Raw genomic sequence first — 19,261 nt, 5'->3', positions numbered from 1 at the left:
CTTGGGCGGAAGCTTGCGTGCATCGGTGGTTTGCATGGATCCGAATGTACACAATTCTTCCACGAATGTTAACTATTTTATGCTCGGATTAATAATGGCAGTGCTGGAATGGTACGACCGGAGGGCTTCCGCGAATTCGGTCACGGTCTTGATCTTCGACATGTTTCCCATGATGGCCAGGCCCTGCAATGGGTTTATCTTGTCGACATTGTGGTCGATTTTTGTCCGCAACGTGTCGGCCTTGATCACCATGTCGGTGTCGAACGTCTTTCTGTCCGGCCTGGAAATGACGGACTTCGGGGACATGAGGATCAGGCTTCTGTAGCGGGGGACTATTGGGATGCCGAGCCTGCTGGGAGTGAGCCCGCGATCTGCGATGAACTTTTCCAGCAGGAAGATGTGGCGCTTGTTCTGTTCGATGGGCGAGGGGATGCCGAAGGAATGGGAGCCGCTTTTGAGGGTGAATTCTCCGCTATCGTTGATGGCCACTTCGTAGGAGAAATTCTTCGATTCGATGACGTAGATTTCGAAGAGGCGGTTGATCAGCAGGTGGTCGATCTGGGCCACGCTGCCCTGGTGCTCGATGCGCAGGTCGTGGATCACGCACCAGTTATCGGATTTGCCGAAATAAAAATTGATGTAATAGGCGCAGTCCTCCTCCCCCGCTATTCCGGCCTTCATGGCCCTGAGCTCGCGTTCGATGAGAAAGCGCTTGCCTTGAGCGTCGGCCTGCTTCAGCAACGCATCGAGTTCGGCAATATCCCTGTCCTTTGGATCTCGACTCTTGATGATCATTCCCGGCCTCCGGATTGCAGCAAATGCGTCGGTTAGCAACAAATATTGATTTGAGCAAGGAGGGAATGATTGTAAGACATGGGTAGCAATCATTATTTTATCTGACTGCGGTACCAAGATCATTTAGTATTGATATGAAAGAGCGAGGATATTCGCCGACGGGCTAGTGTTGTATCGTTCAACAGCCTGGATAAAGACATGCCTTTGCATCAAGTTACATCTGCGCAATATGCACGGCAACTCGTTCGACTATTTCCGATGCGACCCGCACGTTGAATTTTGTCATACGCGGTGCAAACCAACCTGTTTAACTACCGGCGTCTCGTCGTTTCACGCGCTCGGCCGCCAGCGAGTCGTCAAACCGGGAAGCCGCAGGGGCAGGCGGTTCGGAGACGATGAAACGGCAGGCAATTCAAGAAGTTCTCGCTTCATTCGGAGCGGGCGGAGCGGTCGGAGCGGTCGGAATCCGCCGGGAGCGCTTCCCGGCTTCCCAGGCAGACCCCGCACTCGTCGTGGTATTCTTCCCAGATGGCCATGAACTCCTCCTTGTTCTCCAGGAGGATATCGACCAGGCACGGGTCAAAATGCTTGCCGCTCTCTTCCAGAAAATATGCGAAAACCTTGTCCCAGTCCCAGGCCTGGTGGTAGACGCGCCTGTTGGACAGGGCGTCGAACACGTCGGCCACGGCCACGATACGACCGTGAATGTGCGTCTCCTCGCCCACGAGCCCCTGCGGATAGCCCTTCCCGTCCCAGCGCTCGTGATGCAGCAGGATGATCCGCGCCGCTGTCTGGATGATGGGGCTTGTCGAGTTCACGAGCAGGTCGTACCCGCGCTGCACATGGCTCTTGATGACGTCGTATTCCTCCGGGGTGAGCGGCCCGGGCTTGTTCAGGATGGAATCGGGGATGCCTATCTTGCCCAGATCATGGGCTGTCGATGCCAGCTTGAGCATTTCCGCCTGCTCTTCGCCAAGCCCGTATTTCAGGGCCATCAGGCGCACATACTCCGAAACGCGCCGGACATGGCTGCCAGTCTCGGCCGAGCGGCACTCCATGGTCTCGGCCATGTGGAAGATGACTTCCTTTTGCGTGTCCTCGATGCCTTTGTTCAGATACAGGTTGTCGAAAGCCAGGGAAACATTGGTAAAAAAGAGTTCGAGCAGATCATGGTCGTTCTCGTCCAGATCCTTTGAAATTTCAAAATACAGAAAGTTGTCCGAGCCCGTCTTGCTCTTGAAGTACCAGGCGCACTTGTCCTCTTCGCAATAGAAACCATGGGGCTGGGTCCTGGCCCGGTCGAGGGCCCTATGCACGGTTTCGCTCTGAATCTGGTCGATGGGTTTTTCCAGATATTTACTGAACTCCCCGGTGGCGGCCAGAACCACGGACTCGCCCTTTATCCCCGAAGCGGTCAGCCCGGAGGCCTGCGTGAACACTGCGTCATTCTTGAGTTGCAGGATGGAGGTGAGCTGGCTCAAGACTCCGCAGCCGAGTTTCTGCAGGGACTGGCGTTCGAAGATGTCCGAAGAGGCCTCGATGATGCGCCGCAGGCCATTGCGGTTGTTCTCGATGGTGGTGATGAAGTTGTAGCTGCGCAGGGCCGAGATGAGCGTCACCAGCATCTTCTCCAGGGTCAGCTCCGTTTTTTCCTTGTAGTCGTCGATATCGTACTCAAGGATGACTTTCGCCGCCGGAGCCTTGCCCGGCTGTCCGGTGCGCAGGATGATGCGCACGGTGTAGTCGTTCAGCACCTCACGGATGTATTTGACAAGCAGCAGCCCGCTGTCATCGGTCTCCATGACCACATCGAGCAGAATCACGGCGACGTCGGGGTGTTCCGCCAGCACTATCTTGGCCTCTTCCGCGCTGTAGGCATGCAGGAAATTGAATTTCCGGCCGCGATACTCCTGACCGGCGAGCATGTAGGTGGTGACGCTGTGCACGTCGGCCTCGTCGTCCACGATCAGGATCTTCCAGCCGTCATCCCCCGCCGCCTGGGCGGGAGCCAGGGGCAGGGTCTCGTCCTTGAACAGGATTTCGTCGTTACCGGTCATGTGCTCTCTCTTTTCAGGGGCATGCGTACCTGAAACGTGGTGCCCTGGCCCGGGGCACTGCAGCAGGTGATGGTGCCACCCAAGGTGCTGGTCACGATGTTGAAGACGATATGCAGGCCAAGCCCGGTGGAGCCCTTGGCCCGGGCAGTGGTGAAAAAGGGCTCGAAGATCCTGTCCTGATATTCAGGGGGGATGCCACACCCGTCGTCTGAATAGGTCAGGCTCAGCATGTCGTCGTTTTTTGCGATTTCGATGCGAATCAGGCCCGTCTCCTTTTCGCCAAAGGCATGGGTCAGCGAGTTGACGATGAAGTTGGTCAGTATCTGGGAAAACGCACCAGGATAGCTGTCGATGACCAGATCCTCGTCGCACTCGACCTCGATCCGATGCGTGGTTCTTTTCAGCTTGGGCCTCAGGCTGAGGAGCACCTGCCCGATGTACTCGCGCACGTTGAAGCTCCGGCGGGATTCGGAAACCTGATCCGCCGCGACCATCTTGAAGCTGCGGATCAGATCCGAGGCGCGGTTCAGATTGATCAGGCTCATCTCCACACCCTCGCGAGTGGACTCCAGATATTCCGACAGGTCGCTCCGCTTCATCTCGCCCGTAGAAAAAAGATCGCTGATGACCCGGTTCTTTTCGGCCAGGGTCGATGTGGCGGACAGAGCCACGCCCACAGGCGTGTTGATTTCGTGCGCCACCCCGGCCACCAGCCCGCCCAGGGCGGCGAGCTTCTCGGACATGACCAGCTGCCCCTGGGTCTGACGGAGATTTTCAAGGGCGGTTTGCAGCTCCCTGTTGGCCTCGGCCAATTCGGCGGTACGGGTCACGACCCGCTCCTCCAGATCCGTGTTCAGCAGGCAGCACTCCTCCTCGGCCCGCCTGCGCTCGGAATCCTGGATCTGCAGACTTCCGGCCATGCGGTCAAAGGCGGCCGCGAGCACCCCGAGCTCGCCTTCTGCGTGGTCAAGATCCGTGCGCGTGCTCAGATCGCCTGTCCCAAGACGATCCGCCGCCGCCAGCAGCCGTTTCAGTCGGCGCATGATGGTCAACTCTCCGACGAACCGGGCCACCGCCACGGCCAGAACCGTCGCCAGCAGCAGAAGGAACGTATTGCGAAAAAGCGCCCGTCTGACCTCGGCCAGCGCCAGGTCTTCGGGCTGGCCAAGGCGGATCATGAGCGACCTTGACGGATCTTCCCCGAACTGCAGCCGCTTGAAGCTGTAAAGACGGCGCACCCCATCCACGCCCTTTTCCAAAAAAGTTCCCTCGGCACGGTCCCCGGACATCCTCGTTATCATCCGGGGAAGATCTGGCACCCATGTATATTTTTCGGTTTCAGGAAACCGGGTCAGACGCATGCCGTCGGCATCGGTCAGGGTGAAGATGGACCCCGCGGGCAGATGGGCCTCGGCAAAAATGCGCCCGAAATAGCTCAGATCAAAGGAGGCCGCGAGCACGCCGCGCAGCGACCCTTCCCGGTCAACGACGGGCTGGGCGAATTCGACGACAACGTTCTGGGTGCCTGGGACCAGATGATAGCTGCCCATGCTGAAATGCATGTGTTCCCTGGCTTCCTGCAGGCAGGCCCACTCCTCCCCGGAGGAAAAGGAATCCGCCGGAGAAGCCGACACCATGCCCCCTTGCGGATCGTACAGGGCCAAGGCTGCGTAGACGCCATTGCGGGAGAGCATTTCCTGCAGCAGAAGTCTGGTCCCCTGCGGGTCGAGCATCTGTATTTCGCGAGCCTTGGCCAGGGTGGCCAACAGCAACCGCGCGTTGTCCACAACCTGTTCATGACTTGAGGCCATGACCTGGATCTGGCGCAGGGCCGCCTCCTCGGCGCTTTCTATCATGTTCACCCGCAGCGTGTAGCCCGAGAAAAGCATGATGCCCAATGCAGGCAGCACGGCCAGGAACACCAGGAAGACCAGCGTGGCGCGGATGGAATGAAAAAATGGAAATCTCATGCGTCCTCCGGCAAGCCGAAAAGGCCTGAAAAGCTTGCAGGCTTTTACGAGAGGAATACCGGCGCAGGGCGATGGAGGCAAGGAATTCCCGCAAGACATTGCGTCTTGCGGGAATCTCAGGGAAAAAAGCTGGGAGTCTAGTTCTCGGAGGTCACGGAGCGGGCGATGGAGTAGCAGTAATCGCCGATTTTCTCGAGCCGGGCCAGAAGGTTGATGAAGGTCAGGCCGCCTTCGATCCCGCACTTGCCGATCTTGAGCCGCTCGATGTGGGATTCGCGCATGGATTCACGCATGGAGTCGATGGTCCGTTCGGCCTCCTCGGCCTTCTCCATCAAACCCTCGGGCTCCCTGATCAGGGCGTCGCTGATCATCCTCAGGAATTCATCGACCTTGGCGGCAATAATGAACAGATCGCGCATGGCGACTTCGTTGAACTTGAGCTCCTTGTCGACGATGTCCTCGCAAAGCAGCCCGAACGCCTCCACGGCATCACCGATGCGTTCGAGGTTGTTGACGACCCGCATCTGCTCGGCGATGTCATTGGAGATGGCCTCGTTGATCTCGCTTTGCATGGTCTTGGCCAGGAAGGTCGAGATGGCCCTGTGCATGGCGTTGACCTGGTCCTCGAAGCGCTGCCGCTGCCGGATGGTGCGATGGTCCCGCGTCTCCAAGCATTCCAGGGCGTTGTTGTACGCCGCGCGCACGGTCAGCGACATGCGGTGAATTTCACCCCGCACCTGGGCCAGGGCGGCCACGGGATTATCTTCGACGTGCTGGTCAAAGACCGGTTGCCGAAAGAGGGAGTCGCCCGTGGTCTTGTCCTTGGGGGAGAGCCAGGTTCCCACCCGAACCAGCAGAGGAAGGAAAACCAGAAAAACGAGAGCGTTGGTAAGATTGAAAAGCGTGTGGCCGTTGGCCAGATAGCGGGCCATATGGGGATATTCCTCACCCACATGGAGGTCCCAGGGCTCTGCACCCATGACGTTTTGGGTGATCCATTCCACCCCCTGCAAAAACCAGGGGAAAATGAGCAGCATGATCATCACCCCGAGCACGTTGAACATGGTGTTGGAACGCGCCGCCCGATGGGAGTCGATGTTTGACGCCCCGATGGTGGCCAGTTCGGCCGTGATGGTGGTTCCGATATTCTCGCCAAGAACCAGGGCCATGGCCGAAGGAAAGTCGAGCAGGCCCTGGGTGGCCAGTGCCATGGTCAGACCCACCGTGGCCGAGGAGGACTGGAGGATCATGGTCAGCCCGCAGCCGGTGGCCACGCAAAGAAGTATCCCGCCAAAGGATGCGGCGTTGAATTTGGTGAAAAAGGCTATGAACTCTGGCTCCACCCGCAGCGGCTTAAGCCCATCGCCCATGACCGTCATGCCGAAAAAGAGCAGGCCGAAGCCCAGAATGACTTCGCCCAGATAGCGGTATTTCTTGCGCGTGGAAAAATATTTGAGCGGAACCCCGAGCGCGATGGCCGGCAGGGCGAGGTTGGAGAGTTTGAAGGCGATGAGCTGGGCGGTCATGGTCGTGCCCACGTTGCAGCCGAGCATCACGCCCACGGCCTGGGTCAACGACATGAGCCCCGCCGAGACGAAGCTGATGAGCATGACCGTGGTGGCCGAGGATGACTGCACCAGGGCGGTCACGGCCGCGCCCGTGGCAAAACCCACCACCCTGTTGTCGGACACGGCTTTTAAGACGTTGCGTATCCTGTTGCCTGCTGCCATCTGCAGGCCCTCGGTCATGAGCTTCATCCCGAGGATGAAAATGCCGAGTCCTCCAAGAGTCTGAACCAAAATATTGAGCATAGATTATCCATGGGAGTTTTTGTGACGGTTGTATGACAAAGACGCGAAACCCGCACCTCTGTAGAGCATCTTGGGCGTTAAGAAAAGTTTTTTTACGATTCGGAAACAAAACTGTCACAGAACGGTAACAATCGAATTATTTTCTTTCATTCCAGATTGTTGGAACCAGAAAAATCCCGATGAAAACCTGCACGCAGGCATCCGTTTCATCCATCCAGCCTGCCTTAAAGCACATCCTGAGTTGCACAATTCACATTGCCGTGAGATGGATAAAGAGACGTGATCATACCCCTTTTGCGCCCCAAGGAGGACTGCCGTGGAGAAACAAAAAGCCTTTGTGCTCTGGTTTGACGAACTCGGAATAGAAGACGTTCCGCTGGTCGGCGGAAAAAACGCAAGCCTTGGCGAAATGTACCGCAATCTCGTGCCCAAGGGCGTCCCCATACCAAACGGTTTCGCGGTCACAGCCCATGGATATCGCCATCTGCTCAAAGCTTCCGGGGCCATGGACAAAATCAAGACCATGATGGAAGGGCTCGACACCCACGACATGGACAACCTCATGGAACGCGGCAGCCGCATCCGCGCCCTGATCCGCAATCTGGAGATACCGGCGGACCTGCAAAGCGCCATCATCAGCGCCTACCGCAAGCTGGAACAGACCTACGGCCCGAACGTCGACGTGGCCGTGCGCTCCTCGGCCACGGCCGAGGACCTGCCCGACGCCAGCTTCGCCGGTCAGCAGGAGACCTATCTGAACATCCGTGGCGCCGAGGACCTGCTGGACGCCTGCCAGCGCTGCTTTGCATCCCTTTTCACCAACCGGGCCATCTCCTACCGTCAGGACAAGGGCTTCGACCATTTCTCGATCTCGCTGTCCATCGGCGTGCAGAAAATGGTGCGCTCGGACCTTTCAGCCAGCGGGGTCATGTTTTCCATCGACACCGAGACCGGCTTCAAGGACGCGGTCTTTCTGACCGGCGCCTGGGGCCTGGGCGAGAACGTGGTCCAGGGCGCGGTGAATCCCGATGAATGGTACGTCTTCAAGCCCACGCTCAAGAAAGGGTTCAAACCCATCATCATGAAGCGGGTCGGCGGCAAGGCCATCAAGATGATCTACACCACCGACGCCAAGGCCCCGACCAAGAACGTGGCCGTGCCCGAAGAGGACCGGCGCAGGCTGGTCATAAATGACGAGGAGGTCGTGGCCCTGGCGCGCATGGCCTGCACCATCGAGGAGCATTACAGCACGCATCGCGGCCAGTTCACGCCCATGGACATCGAATGGGCCAAGGACGGCCAGACCGGCGAGCTGTTCATCGTCCAGGCGCGGCCGGAGACCGTGCATTCCCTGAAAGACATGGCCGTCCTCAAGAAATACGTGCTGCTGGAAAAAGGAGAGACCTTGGTCCAGGGCCAATCCGTGGGTGAACTCATCGGACAGGGGCCGGTCCAGGTCATCAAGTCGGCCCAGATGATCCACACCTTCCGCAAAGGCGAAGTACTGGTCACGGACATGACCGACCCGGACTGGGAGCCGATCATGAAGATCGCCTCGGCCATCGTCACCAACCGTGGCGGCAGGACATGCCACGCGGCCATCGTCAGCCGCGAACTGGGCATCCCCTGCATCGTCGGCACGGGCAACGCGACCACAAGGCTCGCCCAGGGCGAGGACGTGACCGTGGACTGCTCCGAGGGCTCCATCGGCAGTGTCTACCGGGGCCTTGTGCCCTTTGAGGTCCAGGAGACGGATCTTGGCACCCTGCCCAAGCCGAAGACCAAGATCATGATGAACCTCGCAAGCCCCGAGCAGGCCTTCGAGAAGAGCTTCATCCCCAACGAAGGCGTGGGCCTTGCGCGGGAGGAGTTCATCATCAATTCCTACATCAAGATCCATCCCCTGGCGCTCCTGAACTATGAAGACCTGCCTGACGACATTCTCAAACGCGCCATCGCCGACATGACTTCGGGATATGCGGACAAGGCGGAGTTTTTTGTCGACAAGCTGGCCGAAGGGGTCGGGATGATCGCGGCCGCCTTCTATCCCAAGCAGGTCATCGTGCGCCTCTCGGATTTCAAGTCCAACGAATACGCCAACCTCATCGGCGGCAAGCTCTTCGAGCCGCAAGAGGAAAACCCCATGATCGGCTGGCGCGGGGCGTCGCGCTACTATTCCCCGGACTACAAGCAGGCTTTCGGACTTGAATGCCGGGCCATGAAAAAGATCCGCGAGGAAATGGGGCTGACCAATGTCGAGATCATGATCCCCTTCCCACGCACCGTGGAGGAGGCGAAAAAAGTCATCGAGACCATGGCCGAGTTCGGCCTGAGACAAGGCGAGAACGGACTTAAAGTCATCGGCATGTGCGAGATTCCATCCAACGTGATCATGGCCGAGGAGTTCCTTGAGGTCTTCGACGGCTTCTCCATCGGCACCAACGACCTGACCCAGCTCATTCTGGGCGTGGACCGCGATTCGTCGCTGGTGGCCCACGTCTATGACGAACGCAATCCTGCCGTGAAACGCTTCGTCAAGCAGGTCATCGAGGTCGCGGTCAAAAAGGGCAAGTACATCGGCATCTGCGGACAGGCCCCGAGCGACTACCCCGAGTTCGCCCAGTTCGTGGTCGAGTGCGGCATCGAGTCCATGTCCCTCAATCCCGACACGGTCATAAAGACCACCCTGATCGTGGCCGAGCTTGAAAAGAAGCTGGGCCACGGCTGACTTCTTCCCGGGGCCGGCCGCTTCGGACACGGCCGGCTCCGGGTTCCCGCACTCTGAAACGCGCTTGCGACCTCGCAAGCAAATCCATTGCTCACCGAAAAATACACGCCCTCCTGTCGGGTACACCCGCGTACCCGAAACACAACCCTCGCATCCCCTTGATCAGAAATATTTTACATGATCTAAATTGCCAATCCCGCGACCAAAAAAAGCTTCATTTAAATCATTACAAATTTCTGCAGATAGCAGAACTTGGTTCTTTTTTAAAAGAGCTGCTTTGTCTTTGACTTTTTTCCGACCCGTCAATCACACACTGTAATTCTCAAATATTTTTTTCTGGATATCATTCAGAAAGAAAATGTCGCGGAGAAGGAGATCCAATGCAAATATATTCTGAAAACCAGCGTCGCCTGGCAAAGATCATTGCGGAAGACGCCACCCGTTCCAACTGGACGGATTGGAAGTGGCACGTGCGCAACAGCATCAAAAGCATCGAAGGGGTCGAGCGCCTGCTCGGCATCCGATTTACCGAGAAGGAGCGGGCTGCGCTCAAAAACACCACTGAAAAGTTTCCCATGGCCATTACTCCATACTATCTGTCCCTGATCGATCCCAAGGACTATCGCAACGATCCCGTGTTCATGCAGGCGTTTCCCTCCACCGACGAGCTGCGCATCGAAAGCCACGACATGAGCGACCCCCTGCACGAGGACGAGGATTCCCCCGTGCCCGGCCTGACCCACCGCTACCCGGACCGGGTACTGCTGCATGTCAGCAACACCTGCGCCATGTATTGCCGCCACTGCACCCGCAAGCGCAAGGTCGGCGACCGTGACTCCATCCCGAGCCGCGACGATCTGCGCCAGGGCATCGAATACATCAGGAACACTCCGCAGGTGCGTGACGTGCTCCTGTCCGGAGGCGACCCCTTTCTGCTCTCCGACGACATGCTCGACTGGCTTCTGACCGAGATCGGCGGCATCGAACACGTCGAAGTCGTGCGTATCGGCACCCGCACCCCGGTGGTTCTGCCGTACCGCATCACCGATGATCTGGTCGAGATGCTCAAGAAGCATCATCCGCTCTGGATCAACACGCATTTCAATCATCCGGCGGAGATCACGGCCTCATCCAAGCAGGCCCTGGCCAAGCTGGCCAATGCAGGCATTCCCCTTGGCAACCAGAGCGTGCTCCTGGCCGGAGTGAACGACTGCCCGCGCCTGATCAAGGTCCTGAACCACAAGCTGGTGCGCAACAGGGTGCGTCCCTACTATCTGTATCAGTGCGATCTGTCCGAGGGCCTGACCCATTTTCGCACGCCCATCGGCAAGGGCATCGAGATCCTTGAGAGCCTGCGCGGCCACACCAGCGGCTTCTCCATTCCGACCTACGTGGTCGATGCTCCGGGGGGCGGCGGCAAGATCCCGCTCATGCCCAACTACATCATCTCCTGGACCGCGAACAAGGTCGTGCTGCGCAACTACGAGGGCGTCATCACCACCTACCACGAGCCGGCCCACTACGAGCCGACCTACTGCGACCGGGAATGCAAATCCTGCAACCTGCAGTTGCGGGAGGCCGACGCCGAGGAGAAGGCCATCGGCATCGAGAGCCTGCTGGCCGACTGGGACGACACCCAGAGCCTCACCCCCGAGGAGAACGAACGCATAGGGAGGCGCACTGATGCAGCCTGACAGCATGATCCGCATGACAGGAGCCCTGCTCCAGCACGGACCGGCCAGCGACCGTGTCTATCTGATGAAACTGGCGTCCCCGGATGTGCCGCGCATCATCCGCTTCATGGAACAGTTGGCCTCGACCAACGGCTACACCAAGCTCTTCGCCAAGGTGCCCGGACCGGCCGAGGGCTGGTTCAGGGCTCAGGGCTTCAAGGTCGAAGCCAGGGTCCCGAACATGTTCAACGGCAGCCAGGACGGCTGCTTCATGGCCAAATACCCCAAGCGCGAACGCTCCGTCATCCGCAGCCCGAAGCTGGTGCAGGAGGTGCTCAGCACCGCCAGGGAGCAGAGCGTGCAAAATGGACGCACCCTGCCCGAGGGCTGGACCATCGGAGCCATGAAGCCCGAAGACGCAAAGGCCATGGCAGGCCTCTACCACCGTGTCTTCGAAACCTATCCCTTCCCCATTGATGATGAAGACTACCTTCTCTCAACAATGGAATCACATGTGCGTTACTTCGGCGTGCGCGACGCCGAGGGAAACTTGACAGCCCTGGCCTCGGCTGAAATGGATTGCTCCTCCGGGAACGTGGAAATGACCGACTTCGCCACGCTGGCTGAAAACCGCGGCAAGGGGCTGGCCTGCATTCTCCTGGCGCACATGGAAAAGGAGATGGCAAAAGCCGGAATCGACACCGCCTATACCATCGCCCGGGCTCATGCCACCGGCATGAACATCGTTTTCGCCCGGCAGGGATACTCCTTCGCCGGAACTTTGCCCAACAACACCCAGATCAAAGGCGATCTTGAGAGCATGAATGTCTGGTACAAACCCCTTGAGGCCCGTGATAAAACGCTTTGATCTGGCTTACTCCATCCGCTGGAACCTCTTTCTGATCACCAGCGGAGCGCTCCTGTGCGCCTTCGCCATGAAAGGCATCGCCATTCCCCAGCAGTTCATACCGGGCGGTTTTTTCGGCGTGGGCGCGCTCATCTATTATTCGACGGGATGGCTGACCCCGGGCATCCTCTTCTTTCTGATCAACCTGCCCGCCTTCATCCTGGGCTGGTACAAGCTCAGTCCCCGTTTCGTGCTCTACAGCCTCTATGGTCTGGTGGTCATGACCGTGGCTTTCGAGCTCATGAACGTCACCGTCGAGATCCATGACCAATTCTACGCGGCCGTTGCCTGCGGCGTGCTGAACGGCCTCGGCGGCGGTCTCATCCTGCGTTCACTGGGGTCGGGAGGGGGGCTGGATATCCTGGCGGTCTATCTCTTCCAGAATTACAACATCGGCGTGGGCAAGGTCTATTTCGGCTTCAATCTCGGGCTGTTCCTCCTGTGCCTGACGATCATGCCCGTCGATCTGGTCATCGTATCCCTGATCCTGGTCTTCATCTCCTCGGTCATGGTCGAACAGACCCTCTCGCTCTTTTCGCAGCGCAAGGTCGTCTTCATCATCTCCGATCATTCCGAAGCCATCAGCCAGAGTATCCTCGACTCCCTGAAGCAAAGCGCCACCTTCCTGAAAGGCATGGGCGCGTTCAGCAAACGCGAAAAGAACGTGCTCATGACCGTGGTCAACAACATCCAACTCAAGAAACTCGAAGAGATCACCTTCACCCACGACCCGCAGGCCCTCTTCATCGTCGAGAACACCTTCACGGTGCTGGGTTCGAGTTTCTCCAAGCGCAAGATCTACTGACCACGAAAAACGCCCACAAACAGACTTATACATCCCTACAGCCCCCCGTTGCCGCGATGCGTGCAATCGGGGGCTTTTTTGCGCATAACAGGGCATGACATCGACCAGCAGAGCGGGTACATACGCCCTTGCATCATCGCGCCCCCGCGCCCTCATGAACCGACCTTCGGAGGAAGGCATGTTTTCCTCGCGCAACGTTCCCCTTGTCACCTACGTACGCCGCACCCTTGTCGCCAGACTGGCCATCATGGCCACGGTCATCGCGGTGGCCATGGCCGTCTTCGCCTACGTGGCCGAAGAGCGCATGCTCAAAGAGGAAATCGTGACCGAGGCCCGGGCGGACATCGGGGAACTGGTCGCAAGGACCCGGGAGATCGTAGCCCAGACGGACGCCAAACCGGCGGCAGCCTTTGACCGGGCCCTGGGCGAATTCGGCGCCACGAGGCGGCTCACCACGCGCGGCAAGATCGTTTACGCCAAATTCAGCGGACGGGACAAAGCGGAAGTACGGGAATACCTGGACACGACTTTCGCCGAGCATCAGGCGGTCTGGGAACAAATCCACGCGGACGGAGCATCCGCATCCACGGAACTCCCCTGGGTCGAGACAAAGCGCATCGCGGATCTTCTCGCGGTCCACGCCGTGCTGCTCCTGGGGGATCCCGCGCGAGGCGAGGCGGGAACGGCCGAGATCGTTTTCATCCCGGCCCCGGCCGTTGTGACCTCCATGAAAAGGAAATCCGTCTTTACCGCCGGCATCGTGGTGCTCATCACCCTGGCCACGACCGGAATCCTCTACCCGGTCGTGCTGCGCCTGACCAACCGGCTGGTGGCCTTCTCCCGCAACATGCAGGCCGCGAACTTCGAGACCCTGTCGCTGCTCGGGTGCATCGTCGCCAAGCGTGACAGCGACACGGACGAACACAACTACAGGGTGACCATGTACGCCCTGCGCATGGGTGAGGCCCTTAACCTGCGCACGCCCCAGATGCGCGCCCTGACCATGGGCGCCTTCCTGCACGACGTGGGCAAGATCGCCATCAGGGACGACATCCTGCTCAAGCCTGGCAGGCTCACACCGGAAGAATTTGAAATCTTGAAAACCCATGTCCGGCACGGTCTGGACGTCATCGCACGCTCGACCTGGCTGCGCGAGGCGCGCGAAGTGGTCGGCGGACACCACGAAAAATTCGGCGGCGAAGGCTACCCCGGCGGCCTGGAAGGAAAGGAGATCCCCCTGACCGCACGCATCTTCGCCGTGGCCGACGTCTTCGACGCCCTGACCTCGCGCCGGCCATACAAGGCACCGCTCAGCTGCGGGGAAGCGCTTGACATCCTGGAACAGGGCCGCGGGACGCATTTCGACCCGGAGGTCGTGGACCTCTTTGCGGGCATGGCCAAATCCCTGTACGAGCATTACGCACACAAGACCGGAAGCGACCTCAAGGCCGAACTCATCGACATGTCCTGGAGATATTTCCAGCACGATGCCGACACCTTGATCTGATCACCCCAAAATCACGGATGCTCCACAGGCAGCCGCCCACTTTTCACGCTCCGGCGATGAATGCGCCTCCCGGGCATCTGGTGCGGGCGTCTGGCCCCCGCATATCGTTCATCCCGCAAATGGTCCGCCTCACCTCTCAACCGGCGATACGAACCTCCCCGCGCATCCCCTCGATCCAGGACAGGACCTGGTCGCGTCCCTGCTGGAACGCACGGACCACCCTTGGATCATACATTTTTCCAGCCTGGCCCATGATCTCGGCCTCGGCATGTTCAAAGCTCATGGCCCCCTTGTAGGGGCGTTCCTGCATCATGGCCGAAAGGCTGTCGGCCACGGCCAGGATTCGCGCTCCCATGGGGATGTCGTATCCACTCAATCCGTCCGGATAGCCGAGACCGTCATAACGCTCGTGATGATGGCGGATCATGCGCGCCACTCCGCTGTGCCCGTTCAGGGCCTTGACCGGCTGCACGATGGCCTCGCCGATGAGCGGATGGCGTTTTATGACCTCGAATTCCTCCCGCGTCAGCGGTCCGGCCTTTTGCAGAATGGCGTCGGGGATGCCGATCTTGCCGATGTCGTGCAGATGTCCGGCCAGATGGACCAGCTCTGCCTGGGCGGGGGTAAAGCCCATGTTCAGGGCCAATATCTGACTGACAACGGCCACTTCCTCGGAATGGGCGCAGGTCCACGCGTCTTTGGCGTCCACGGCCCGCCCCAGGGATTCGGCAAACTGGTGCAAGGTCAGCACCAACGGAGCACAAGGCCCGGCAGTTCCCGGAAACGTCCCGGACGTCTTCGGCAACCTCCCAAGAATATTGAACATATATTTCCTTACATCAAGAAATGATGAATTGATGGCCCGCGGGCCGTGTACGTTTGAACCGGCGGCGCCCTAGAAGCGGCTGCACGGAGCCGTGGCGGCCCCTTCAGTTCGTTCGGTGACAACCTGGTTTCCGCCCAGGTCCTTGGCCCTGTAGAGGCAGCTGTCGCAATGATGCACCAGCTCCGACACGCTCGATCCACGCGCGGGAGTCCATGCGCAAAGACCGATGGAGACCGTGCAGTCAGCGTCATTGGCCGCCTCGAAGCGGACGCGGATTCGCTCACACGCTTTCAGGCAGGCGGAAAATTCGAAAGCACGGAAAATGACGCCAAACTCATCCCCTCCAAATCTGAACCCGACATCAACGCCTTCCCGCACCGACTGGGCGATGATCCGACCCAGCGCCGCCAGCACCTCGTCACCGGCCTGGTGCCCCCGCGTATCGTTGACCCGCTTGAATCCGTCACAATCGATGAGCGCCAGAAAAACGCCAGCGCCTCGTGACGGATCGCGCAAGGCATCGGGCAGAAAGCGGTCGAAATAGCGACGGTTGTAAAGCCCGGTCAGCGGATCGCGGTAGGACATCTCCTCGAAAAAGCGTTTGCGCAGATCACTTTCGTCAAGCCGTACCCGCAGCGCCTTGGTCTGGGACTCGATGTGATGGGCCATCCAGTTCATGTTGCGCCTCAGGCGCAGCATTTCATGCTCGTCATCACCTTCGGCGCCCACCGCGAAGCGCGCTCCGTAGCGGCCTTTTTGAATCTGCGAGCAGAAGTCGTTCAGGGCGCGCAGATCGCGAAGGACCAGAAAAAAGGCCCCGGCACGGCTCACCGGAGCCAAAAGGCCAAGCCCCAAGGCCAGGCCGAGAACCAGCATGCTGACAGGATCGACGGCAATGCCGGACTCGATCAGGGCCAGGATAGCGGCCATGGGCAGCAGCACGAGGACAAGCAGCAGCAGGGCCATCCGCCTGACGATTCCGATGCGCGACAGCCAGGATGCCTGACGCCCTCCCCCGAACCGCGCTTCGGTCCAGGCAGCGCCCCGGTGCGATTCGCGTCCCGGAGTTCGAAGCGGCACGGTCGGGCCGTCCTGCCGAAACTTCAGCACTTCGATCCCTCTCTCCCATACGGGCAAGTTCCCGGCGCGGCGCATCCGCCCCCCGCCTTGCGCCAGACGCAACTCTTCAGACACAGACGCCGCAGCCGCTGCCCGGAAGCCCGGTCCAGGCAACGCAAATCGGCGGCCCCCAGATGCCCCTCGGCCAAAAGCCGGGTCAGCGTGGCCTCGGACATTTCAATGCGCAACGATTCGATTCCCTTGCAATGCATAAGCAAACCCCGATCAACTGTTCGTATTGTCAACCTTTCCTGGCCCGCACGTCAGGCGCGTCAGCTTCGTCTGAGCCCTGAAGGCCGCCACCCGCCGAAACCTCCCGGTCATGAGCGCCGCAAGCGCCCAGCACCCATGACCGCGCCCCCATCGCTCCGCTCGATTTCTTGCGCAAACGATGCATGTCCTGAACCGAAAACAACTCCGAACCGTTATCCAACTTGAAACACATGCTTCCTCCCTGTCACTTTTCTTGTTCTCCCGGCTGCGGCGGACAACTGTTCCGCGTCCGCCTCTTGTGTGCCTGACGTATAATTAGTCATGGCTAATTATACAGACCTCACAAAATTCCTGGGCCCAATCTTCATCCGGCCATGCTCGCTCCTAAACACCTAAGCTAGAGAAGCACCGGCTCATCAGCCACACTTTAAACGGTACAAACATATTAGACATGGCTAACTATTTAAGCGACGAAATAGTCCCCGCACAGCCGGCTGTCAACGAAAAATTTCGCAACACATCCCCTGCCTCCTCATCCTGGTTCAAGATCGCCAAGGCTGATTCCAGGCCACACTCTATTCCAAAATACACCAGGCAAGCCAAATGCGAATCACCCGGCTGGCAATTCCTATTGGCAGACCCGGCCGGGCCTGATACCGATAAAAAAATCAGGAGGACACATGCCCGATTGCGAGTTGACTACCAAGTGTCTATTTTTCAATGATAAAATGGCAAACATGCCAAGCACGGCAAACATGATGAAACGCAAGTACTGCCAAGGGGATTTCGAGCAGTGCGCCCGCTACATCGTGTGCAAGGCCCTGGGCAGGGACAAGGTGCCGGCCGACCTGACCCCAAGCCAGGTGGACAAGGCAAAACAAATCATTCGCTGATCATCGGCGCCGGAGGAAGCAGTTCATGTTCGTCGTCATTGTGGATGTCGTGACCAGGAAGGAATTCGCCGATGATTTTCGAGAGGCGGTGATGCGGCAGGGGAATAATTCAGTCACCAGGGAAGAAGGTTGTCTCGGGTTTGAAATTCTGCAGGATCCCGAAAATCCGGCCAACTTCACCCTCTACGAAACCTACACCGATGCGGCCACGTTTTACGATGTGCACCGCTCAACGCCCCATTTCAAGGACTATGCGCTCTCAACCGCCCCCTGGGTGGAAAGCAAGAGCATGCGCGTTCTGACCAAAATCTGGCCTGCTGCCTGACGCAATCCGGGCCGACCGGACACGTCCATTGCGGCCTGACTCGGCTAAAGATATTTGATGGCCGCAAAGCCCAGAATGGCCAGGACGACCAGGGCCGAGGCGGCCAGCTCGAAATGCCTTTCCATGAAAGGCTTGATGCGCGCCCCGAACAGACGGATGAGCCCGGCCACCAGGAAAAAGCGCGTTGCCCTGCCCAGTACCGAAGCCAGCACGAATTGGCCCAGATCAAAACTCATCATGCCCGAAGCTATGGTGAAGACCTTGTACGGGATGGGCGTCACCGCGGCGACCAGCACGCCGAAAAAACCGTAATTTTCGTACCAGACGCGGACCATCTCGACCACGGCCTCCCCATGATACATGCGCACGATGGGCAGGCCTACCGTCTCCCAAAGCCCCCAGCCGATGAAATACCCGAGCAATCCACCCACGACCGAGGCCGCGGTGCACCACGCGGCCAGTTTGAACCAGCGTCCGGGCGTCGAAAAGCACAGGGCGATGAGCAGTACATCGGGCGGCACCGGGAAAAAGGAGCTCTCGGCAAAGGACAGGAGCACCAGAGCCGGCAGGGCGTAAGGCGTGGCGGCCCAGTGCAGGGTCCAGTGGTAGAGCTTGCGCAAGGGGTTGCGCGTGGCGCGGGCCTGGGCCAGATCGTCCGGGGCGGTGGTGGAAGCTTCGTGTTTCATTGCGCTGGCAGACCAGCATAAAAGAGCCGGGACCACAACAAAAAAACTCGCGCCTCATGCTCCCGCGCCGCTTTTCTTTTGCCCTCGTTTCCCGCAAAGTCCGGTCCGAAAGTTCACCATTTTCCCGGAAATATCATGACCAGACCCAAAACCCGGCCCACGCCCGAAAAAGGCGACGCAAAGAGTTCTCAAGGACGCCTCGTGGGGCTGCCCTGGCCGCTGCCCGCGCTTGTGACCTGGGGTGCCTGCTGGGCGCTGTTCCTGGGCCTGCACGCCCTGCAAACTCCAATTCCGTGGAGCCTGACCCTGGCCACGAGCCTTGGACTCGCGGCCAGTTCCATGGCCGTCTCCGTCTGGCGCAAATTTTTCATCGCCGCCGGCTTCCCCCTGTCCCTGGCCGCATCAAACCTCGGGACCGGGCTTCCGCCCTGGATCTGGCTCATCCCGCTCGGCCTTCTGCTGCTCCTCTATCCCATGAGCGCGTGGCGGGATGCTCCGCTGTTCCCCACTCCCAAGGGCATTCTGGACGGCCTGGACAAGATCGCGCCGCTCAAGTGCACGGATCGCATTCTGGACGCAGGCTGCGGAGTGGGCAACGGGCTTTTCGAACTGTACCGTGTCTACCCCATGGCGCAGATCGACGGACTGGAAAAAAGCTGGCCCCTGCGCATCGTGTGCGCCTGGCGCTGCCCCTTCGCCCGAGTGCGCCACGGAGACATCTGGAAAGCCGACTGGTCGGGCTACTCCATGGTCTACATGTTCCAGCGCCCCGAAAGCATGGGCCCCGCGACAGAAAAAGCCCTGCGTGAACTTTCGCCCGGTTCCTGGCTGGTCAGCCTGGAATTCGAGGCGTCGGCCCTTGAACCTCTTGTCGTGCTGCGCAACCGCGAAGACAAACCAGTCTGGGTCTACCGCATGCCTTGAACACGCACCCGCCCGGCCCAAT

Annotated in this window: 17 protein-coding genes; 8 read left to right on the top strand and 9 right to left on the bottom strand. The window is 59.3% G+C overall.

The window, feature by feature from the left end:
• Nucleotides 1–72: 72 nt before the first annotated feature.
• From H4684_RS17425 to H4684_RS17410, 4 genes are all read right to left on the bottom strand, one after another.
• Nucleotides 73–795, bottom strand: coding sequence for a nuclease-related domain-containing protein (locus H4684_RS17425; protein WP_192624720.1), 723 nt, complete (start codon nt 793–795; stop codon nt 73–75).
• Nucleotides 796–1,223: 428 nt separating this feature from the next.
• Nucleotides 1,224–2,852, bottom strand: coding sequence for a DUF3369 domain-containing protein (locus H4684_RS17420; RefSeq protein ID WP_192624719.1), 1,629 nt, complete (start codon nt 2,850–2,852; stop codon nt 1,224–1,226).
• The gene (locus tag H4684_RS17415) at nt 2,849–4,822 is read right to left on the bottom strand and encodes a sensor histidine kinase (RefSeq protein ID WP_092193518.1); all 1,974 of its coding nucleotides are present in this window, start codon (nt 4,820–4,822) and stop codon (nt 2,849–2,851) included. Before H4684_RS17415 ends, H4684_RS17420 begins: the two co-directional genes overlap by 4 nt.
• A 137-nt stretch (nt 4,823–4,959) precedes the next feature.
• Nucleotides 4,960–6,633, bottom strand: coding sequence for a Na/Pi cotransporter family protein (locus H4684_RS17410; RefSeq protein WP_092193519.1), 1,674 nt, complete (start codon nt 6,631–6,633; stop codon nt 4,960–4,962).
• Nucleotides 6,634–6,949: 316 nt separating this feature from the next.
• Here H4684_RS17410 and ppsA point away from each other — a divergent pair, with 316 nt between their 5' ends.
• From ppsA to H4684_RS17385, 5 genes are all read left to right on the top strand, one after another.
• Nucleotides 6,950–9,361, top strand: coding sequence for a phosphoenolpyruvate synthase (ppsA, locus tag H4684_RS17405; RefSeq protein WP_192624718.1), 2,412 nt, complete (start codon nt 6,950–6,952; stop codon nt 9,359–9,361).
• Nucleotides 9,362–9,741: 380 nt separating this feature from the next.
• Nucleotides 9,742–11,055 (top strand): lysine 2,3-aminomutase, encoded by a 1,314-nt coding sequence (gene kamA / locus H4684_RS17400; protein WP_192624717.1) that lies wholly within the window; start codon nt 9,742–9,744, stop codon nt 11,053–11,055.
• Nucleotides 11,045–11,902 (top strand): putative beta-lysine N-acetyltransferase, encoded by an 858-nt coding sequence (gene ablB / locus H4684_RS17395; RefSeq protein ID WP_192624716.1) that lies wholly within the window; start codon nt 11,045–11,047, stop codon nt 11,900–11,902. Before kamA ends, ablB begins: the two co-directional genes overlap by 11 nt.
• Nucleotides 11,859–12,746 carry a YitT family protein gene (locus H4684_RS17390; protein ID WP_092193523.1) on the top strand — a complete coding sequence of 296 codons (888 nt, stop codon included), beginning with the start codon at nt 11,859–11,861 and terminating at the stop codon, nt 12,744–12,746. Before ablB ends, H4684_RS17390 begins: the two co-directional genes overlap by 44 nt.
• 178 nt (nt 12,747–12,924) lie before the next feature.
• On the top strand, nt 12,925–14,253 hold the full coding sequence (locus tag H4684_RS17385; RefSeq protein WP_192624715.1) for an HD-GYP domain-containing protein: 1,329 nt from the start codon (nt 12,925–12,927) through the stop codon (nt 14,251–14,253).
• A gap of 136 nt (nt 14,254–14,389) precedes the next feature.
• On the opposite strand, the gene H4684_RS17380 is transcribed toward H4684_RS17385, so the two are convergent.
• From H4684_RS17380 to H4684_RS17365, 4 genes are all read right to left on the bottom strand, one after another.
• Nucleotides 14,390–15,004: an HD-GYP domain-containing protein gene (locus H4684_RS17380; RefSeq protein ID WP_318779656.1), complete on the bottom strand. Its 615-nt coding sequence runs from the start codon at nt 15,002–15,004 to the stop codon at nt 14,390–14,392.
• A gap of 144 nt (nt 15,005–15,148) precedes the next feature.
• Nucleotides 15,149–16,189 (bottom strand): GGDEF domain-containing protein, encoded by a 1,041-nt coding sequence (locus tag H4684_RS17375; protein ID WP_192624713.1) that lies wholly within the window; start codon nt 16,187–16,189, stop codon nt 15,149–15,151.
• Nucleotides 16,183–16,410, bottom strand: a complete 228-nt coding sequence (locus H4684_RS17370) for a hypothetical protein (RefSeq protein ID WP_192624712.1) — start codon at nt 16,408–16,410, stop codon at nt 16,183–16,185. Before H4684_RS17370 ends, H4684_RS17375 begins: the two co-directional genes overlap by 7 nt.
• Before the next feature lie 29 nt (nt 16,411–16,439).
• Nucleotides 16,440–16,643, bottom strand: a complete 204-nt coding sequence (locus tag H4684_RS17365; RefSeq protein ID WP_092193527.1) for a hypothetical protein — start codon at nt 16,641–16,643, stop codon at nt 16,440–16,442.
• A gap of 523 nt (nt 16,644–17,166) precedes the next feature.
• On the opposite strand from H4684_RS17365, the gene H4684_RS20740 reads away from it, so the two are divergent.
• Complete coding sequence (locus H4684_RS20740; protein ID WP_225940522.1) at nt 17,167–17,304, top strand: hypothetical protein; 138 nt, start codon at nt 17,167–17,169, stop codon at nt 17,302–17,304.
• A 25-nt stretch (nt 17,305–17,329) separates the two neighbouring features.
• Nucleotides 17,330–17,629 (top strand): putative quinol monooxygenase, encoded by a 300-nt coding sequence (locus tag H4684_RS17355; RefSeq protein ID WP_092193529.1) that lies wholly within the window; start codon nt 17,330–17,332, stop codon nt 17,627–17,629.
• Between the two features lie 44 nt (nt 17,630–17,673).
• On the opposite strand, the gene H4684_RS17350 is transcribed toward H4684_RS17355, so the two are convergent.
• On the bottom strand, nt 17,674–18,315 hold the full coding sequence (locus tag H4684_RS17350; protein WP_192624710.1) for a YqaA family protein: 642 nt from the start codon (nt 18,313–18,315) through the stop codon (nt 17,674–17,676).
• A 135-nt stretch (nt 18,316–18,450) separates the two neighbouring features.
• On the opposite strand from H4684_RS17350, the gene H4684_RS17345 reads away from it, so the two are divergent.
• Complete coding sequence (locus H4684_RS17345) at nt 18,451–19,239, top strand: class I SAM-dependent methyltransferase (protein ID WP_192624709.1); 789 nt, start codon at nt 18,451–18,453, stop codon at nt 19,237–19,239.
• The last annotated feature ends 22 nt before the right edge of the window (nt 19,240–19,261 follow it).

This window comes from Desulfomicrobium macestii, from assembly GCF_014873765.1.
Lineage (GTDB): Bacteria > Desulfobacterota > Desulfovibrionia > Desulfovibrionales > Desulfomicrobiaceae > Desulfomicrobium > Desulfomicrobium macestii.
The sequence above is the reverse complement of the archived record's forward strand: the minus strand, read 5'-3'. Positions and strand labels throughout refer to the sequence as shown.

Bases quoted from the DNA above. Each gene is read 5' to 3' on its own strand.
- H4684_RS17425 (WP_192624720.1), bottom strand. From the start codon at position 795: ATGATCATCAAGAGTCGAGATCCAAAGGACAGGGATATTGCCGAACTC.
- H4684_RS17420 (WP_192624719.1), bottom strand. From the start codon at position 2,852: ATGACCGGTAACGACGAAATCCTGTTCAAGGACGAGACCCTGCCCCTG.
- H4684_RS17415 (WP_092193518.1), bottom strand. From the start codon at position 4,822: ATGAGATTTCCATTTTTTCATTCCATCCGCGCCACGCTGGTCTTCCTG.
- H4684_RS17410 (WP_092193519.1), bottom strand. From the start codon at position 6,633: ATGCTCAATATTTTGGTTCAGACTCTTGGAGGACTCGGCATTTTCATC.
- kamA (WP_192624717.1), top strand. From the start codon at position 9,742: ATGCAAATATATTCTGAAAACCAGCGTCGCCTGGCAAAGATCATTGCG.
- ablB (WP_192624716.1), top strand. From the start codon at position 11,045: ATGCAGCCTGACAGCATGATCCGCATGACAGGAGCCCTGCTCCAGCAC.
- H4684_RS17390 (WP_092193523.1), top strand. From the start codon at position 11,859: ATGTCTGGTACAAACCCCTTGAGGCCCGTGATAAAACGCTTTGATCTG.
- H4684_RS17385 (WP_192624715.1), top strand. From the start codon at position 12,925: ATGTTTTCCTCGCGCAACGTTCCCCTTGTCACCTACGTACGCCGCACC.
- H4684_RS17370 (WP_192624712.1), bottom strand. From the start codon at position 16,410: ATGCATTGCAAGGGAATCGAATCGTTGCGCATTGAAATGTCCGAGGCC.
- H4684_RS17365 (WP_092193527.1), bottom strand. From the start codon at position 16,643: ATGTGTTTCAAGTTGGATAACGGTTCGGAGTTGTTTTCGGTTCAGGAC.
- H4684_RS20740 (WP_225940522.1), top strand. From the start codon at position 17,167: ATGATGAAACGCAAGTACTGCCAAGGGGATTTCGAGCAGTGCGCCCGC.
- H4684_RS17355 (WP_092193529.1), top strand. From the start codon at position 17,330: ATGTTCGTCGTCATTGTGGATGTCGTGACCAGGAAGGAATTCGCCGAT.
- H4684_RS17350 (WP_192624710.1), bottom strand. From the start codon at position 18,315: ATGAAACACGAAGCTTCCACCACCGCCCCGGACGATCTGGCCCAGGCC.
- H4684_RS17345 (WP_192624709.1), top strand. From the start codon at position 18,451: ATGACCAGACCCAAAACCCGGCCCACGCCCGAAAAAGGCGACGCAAAG.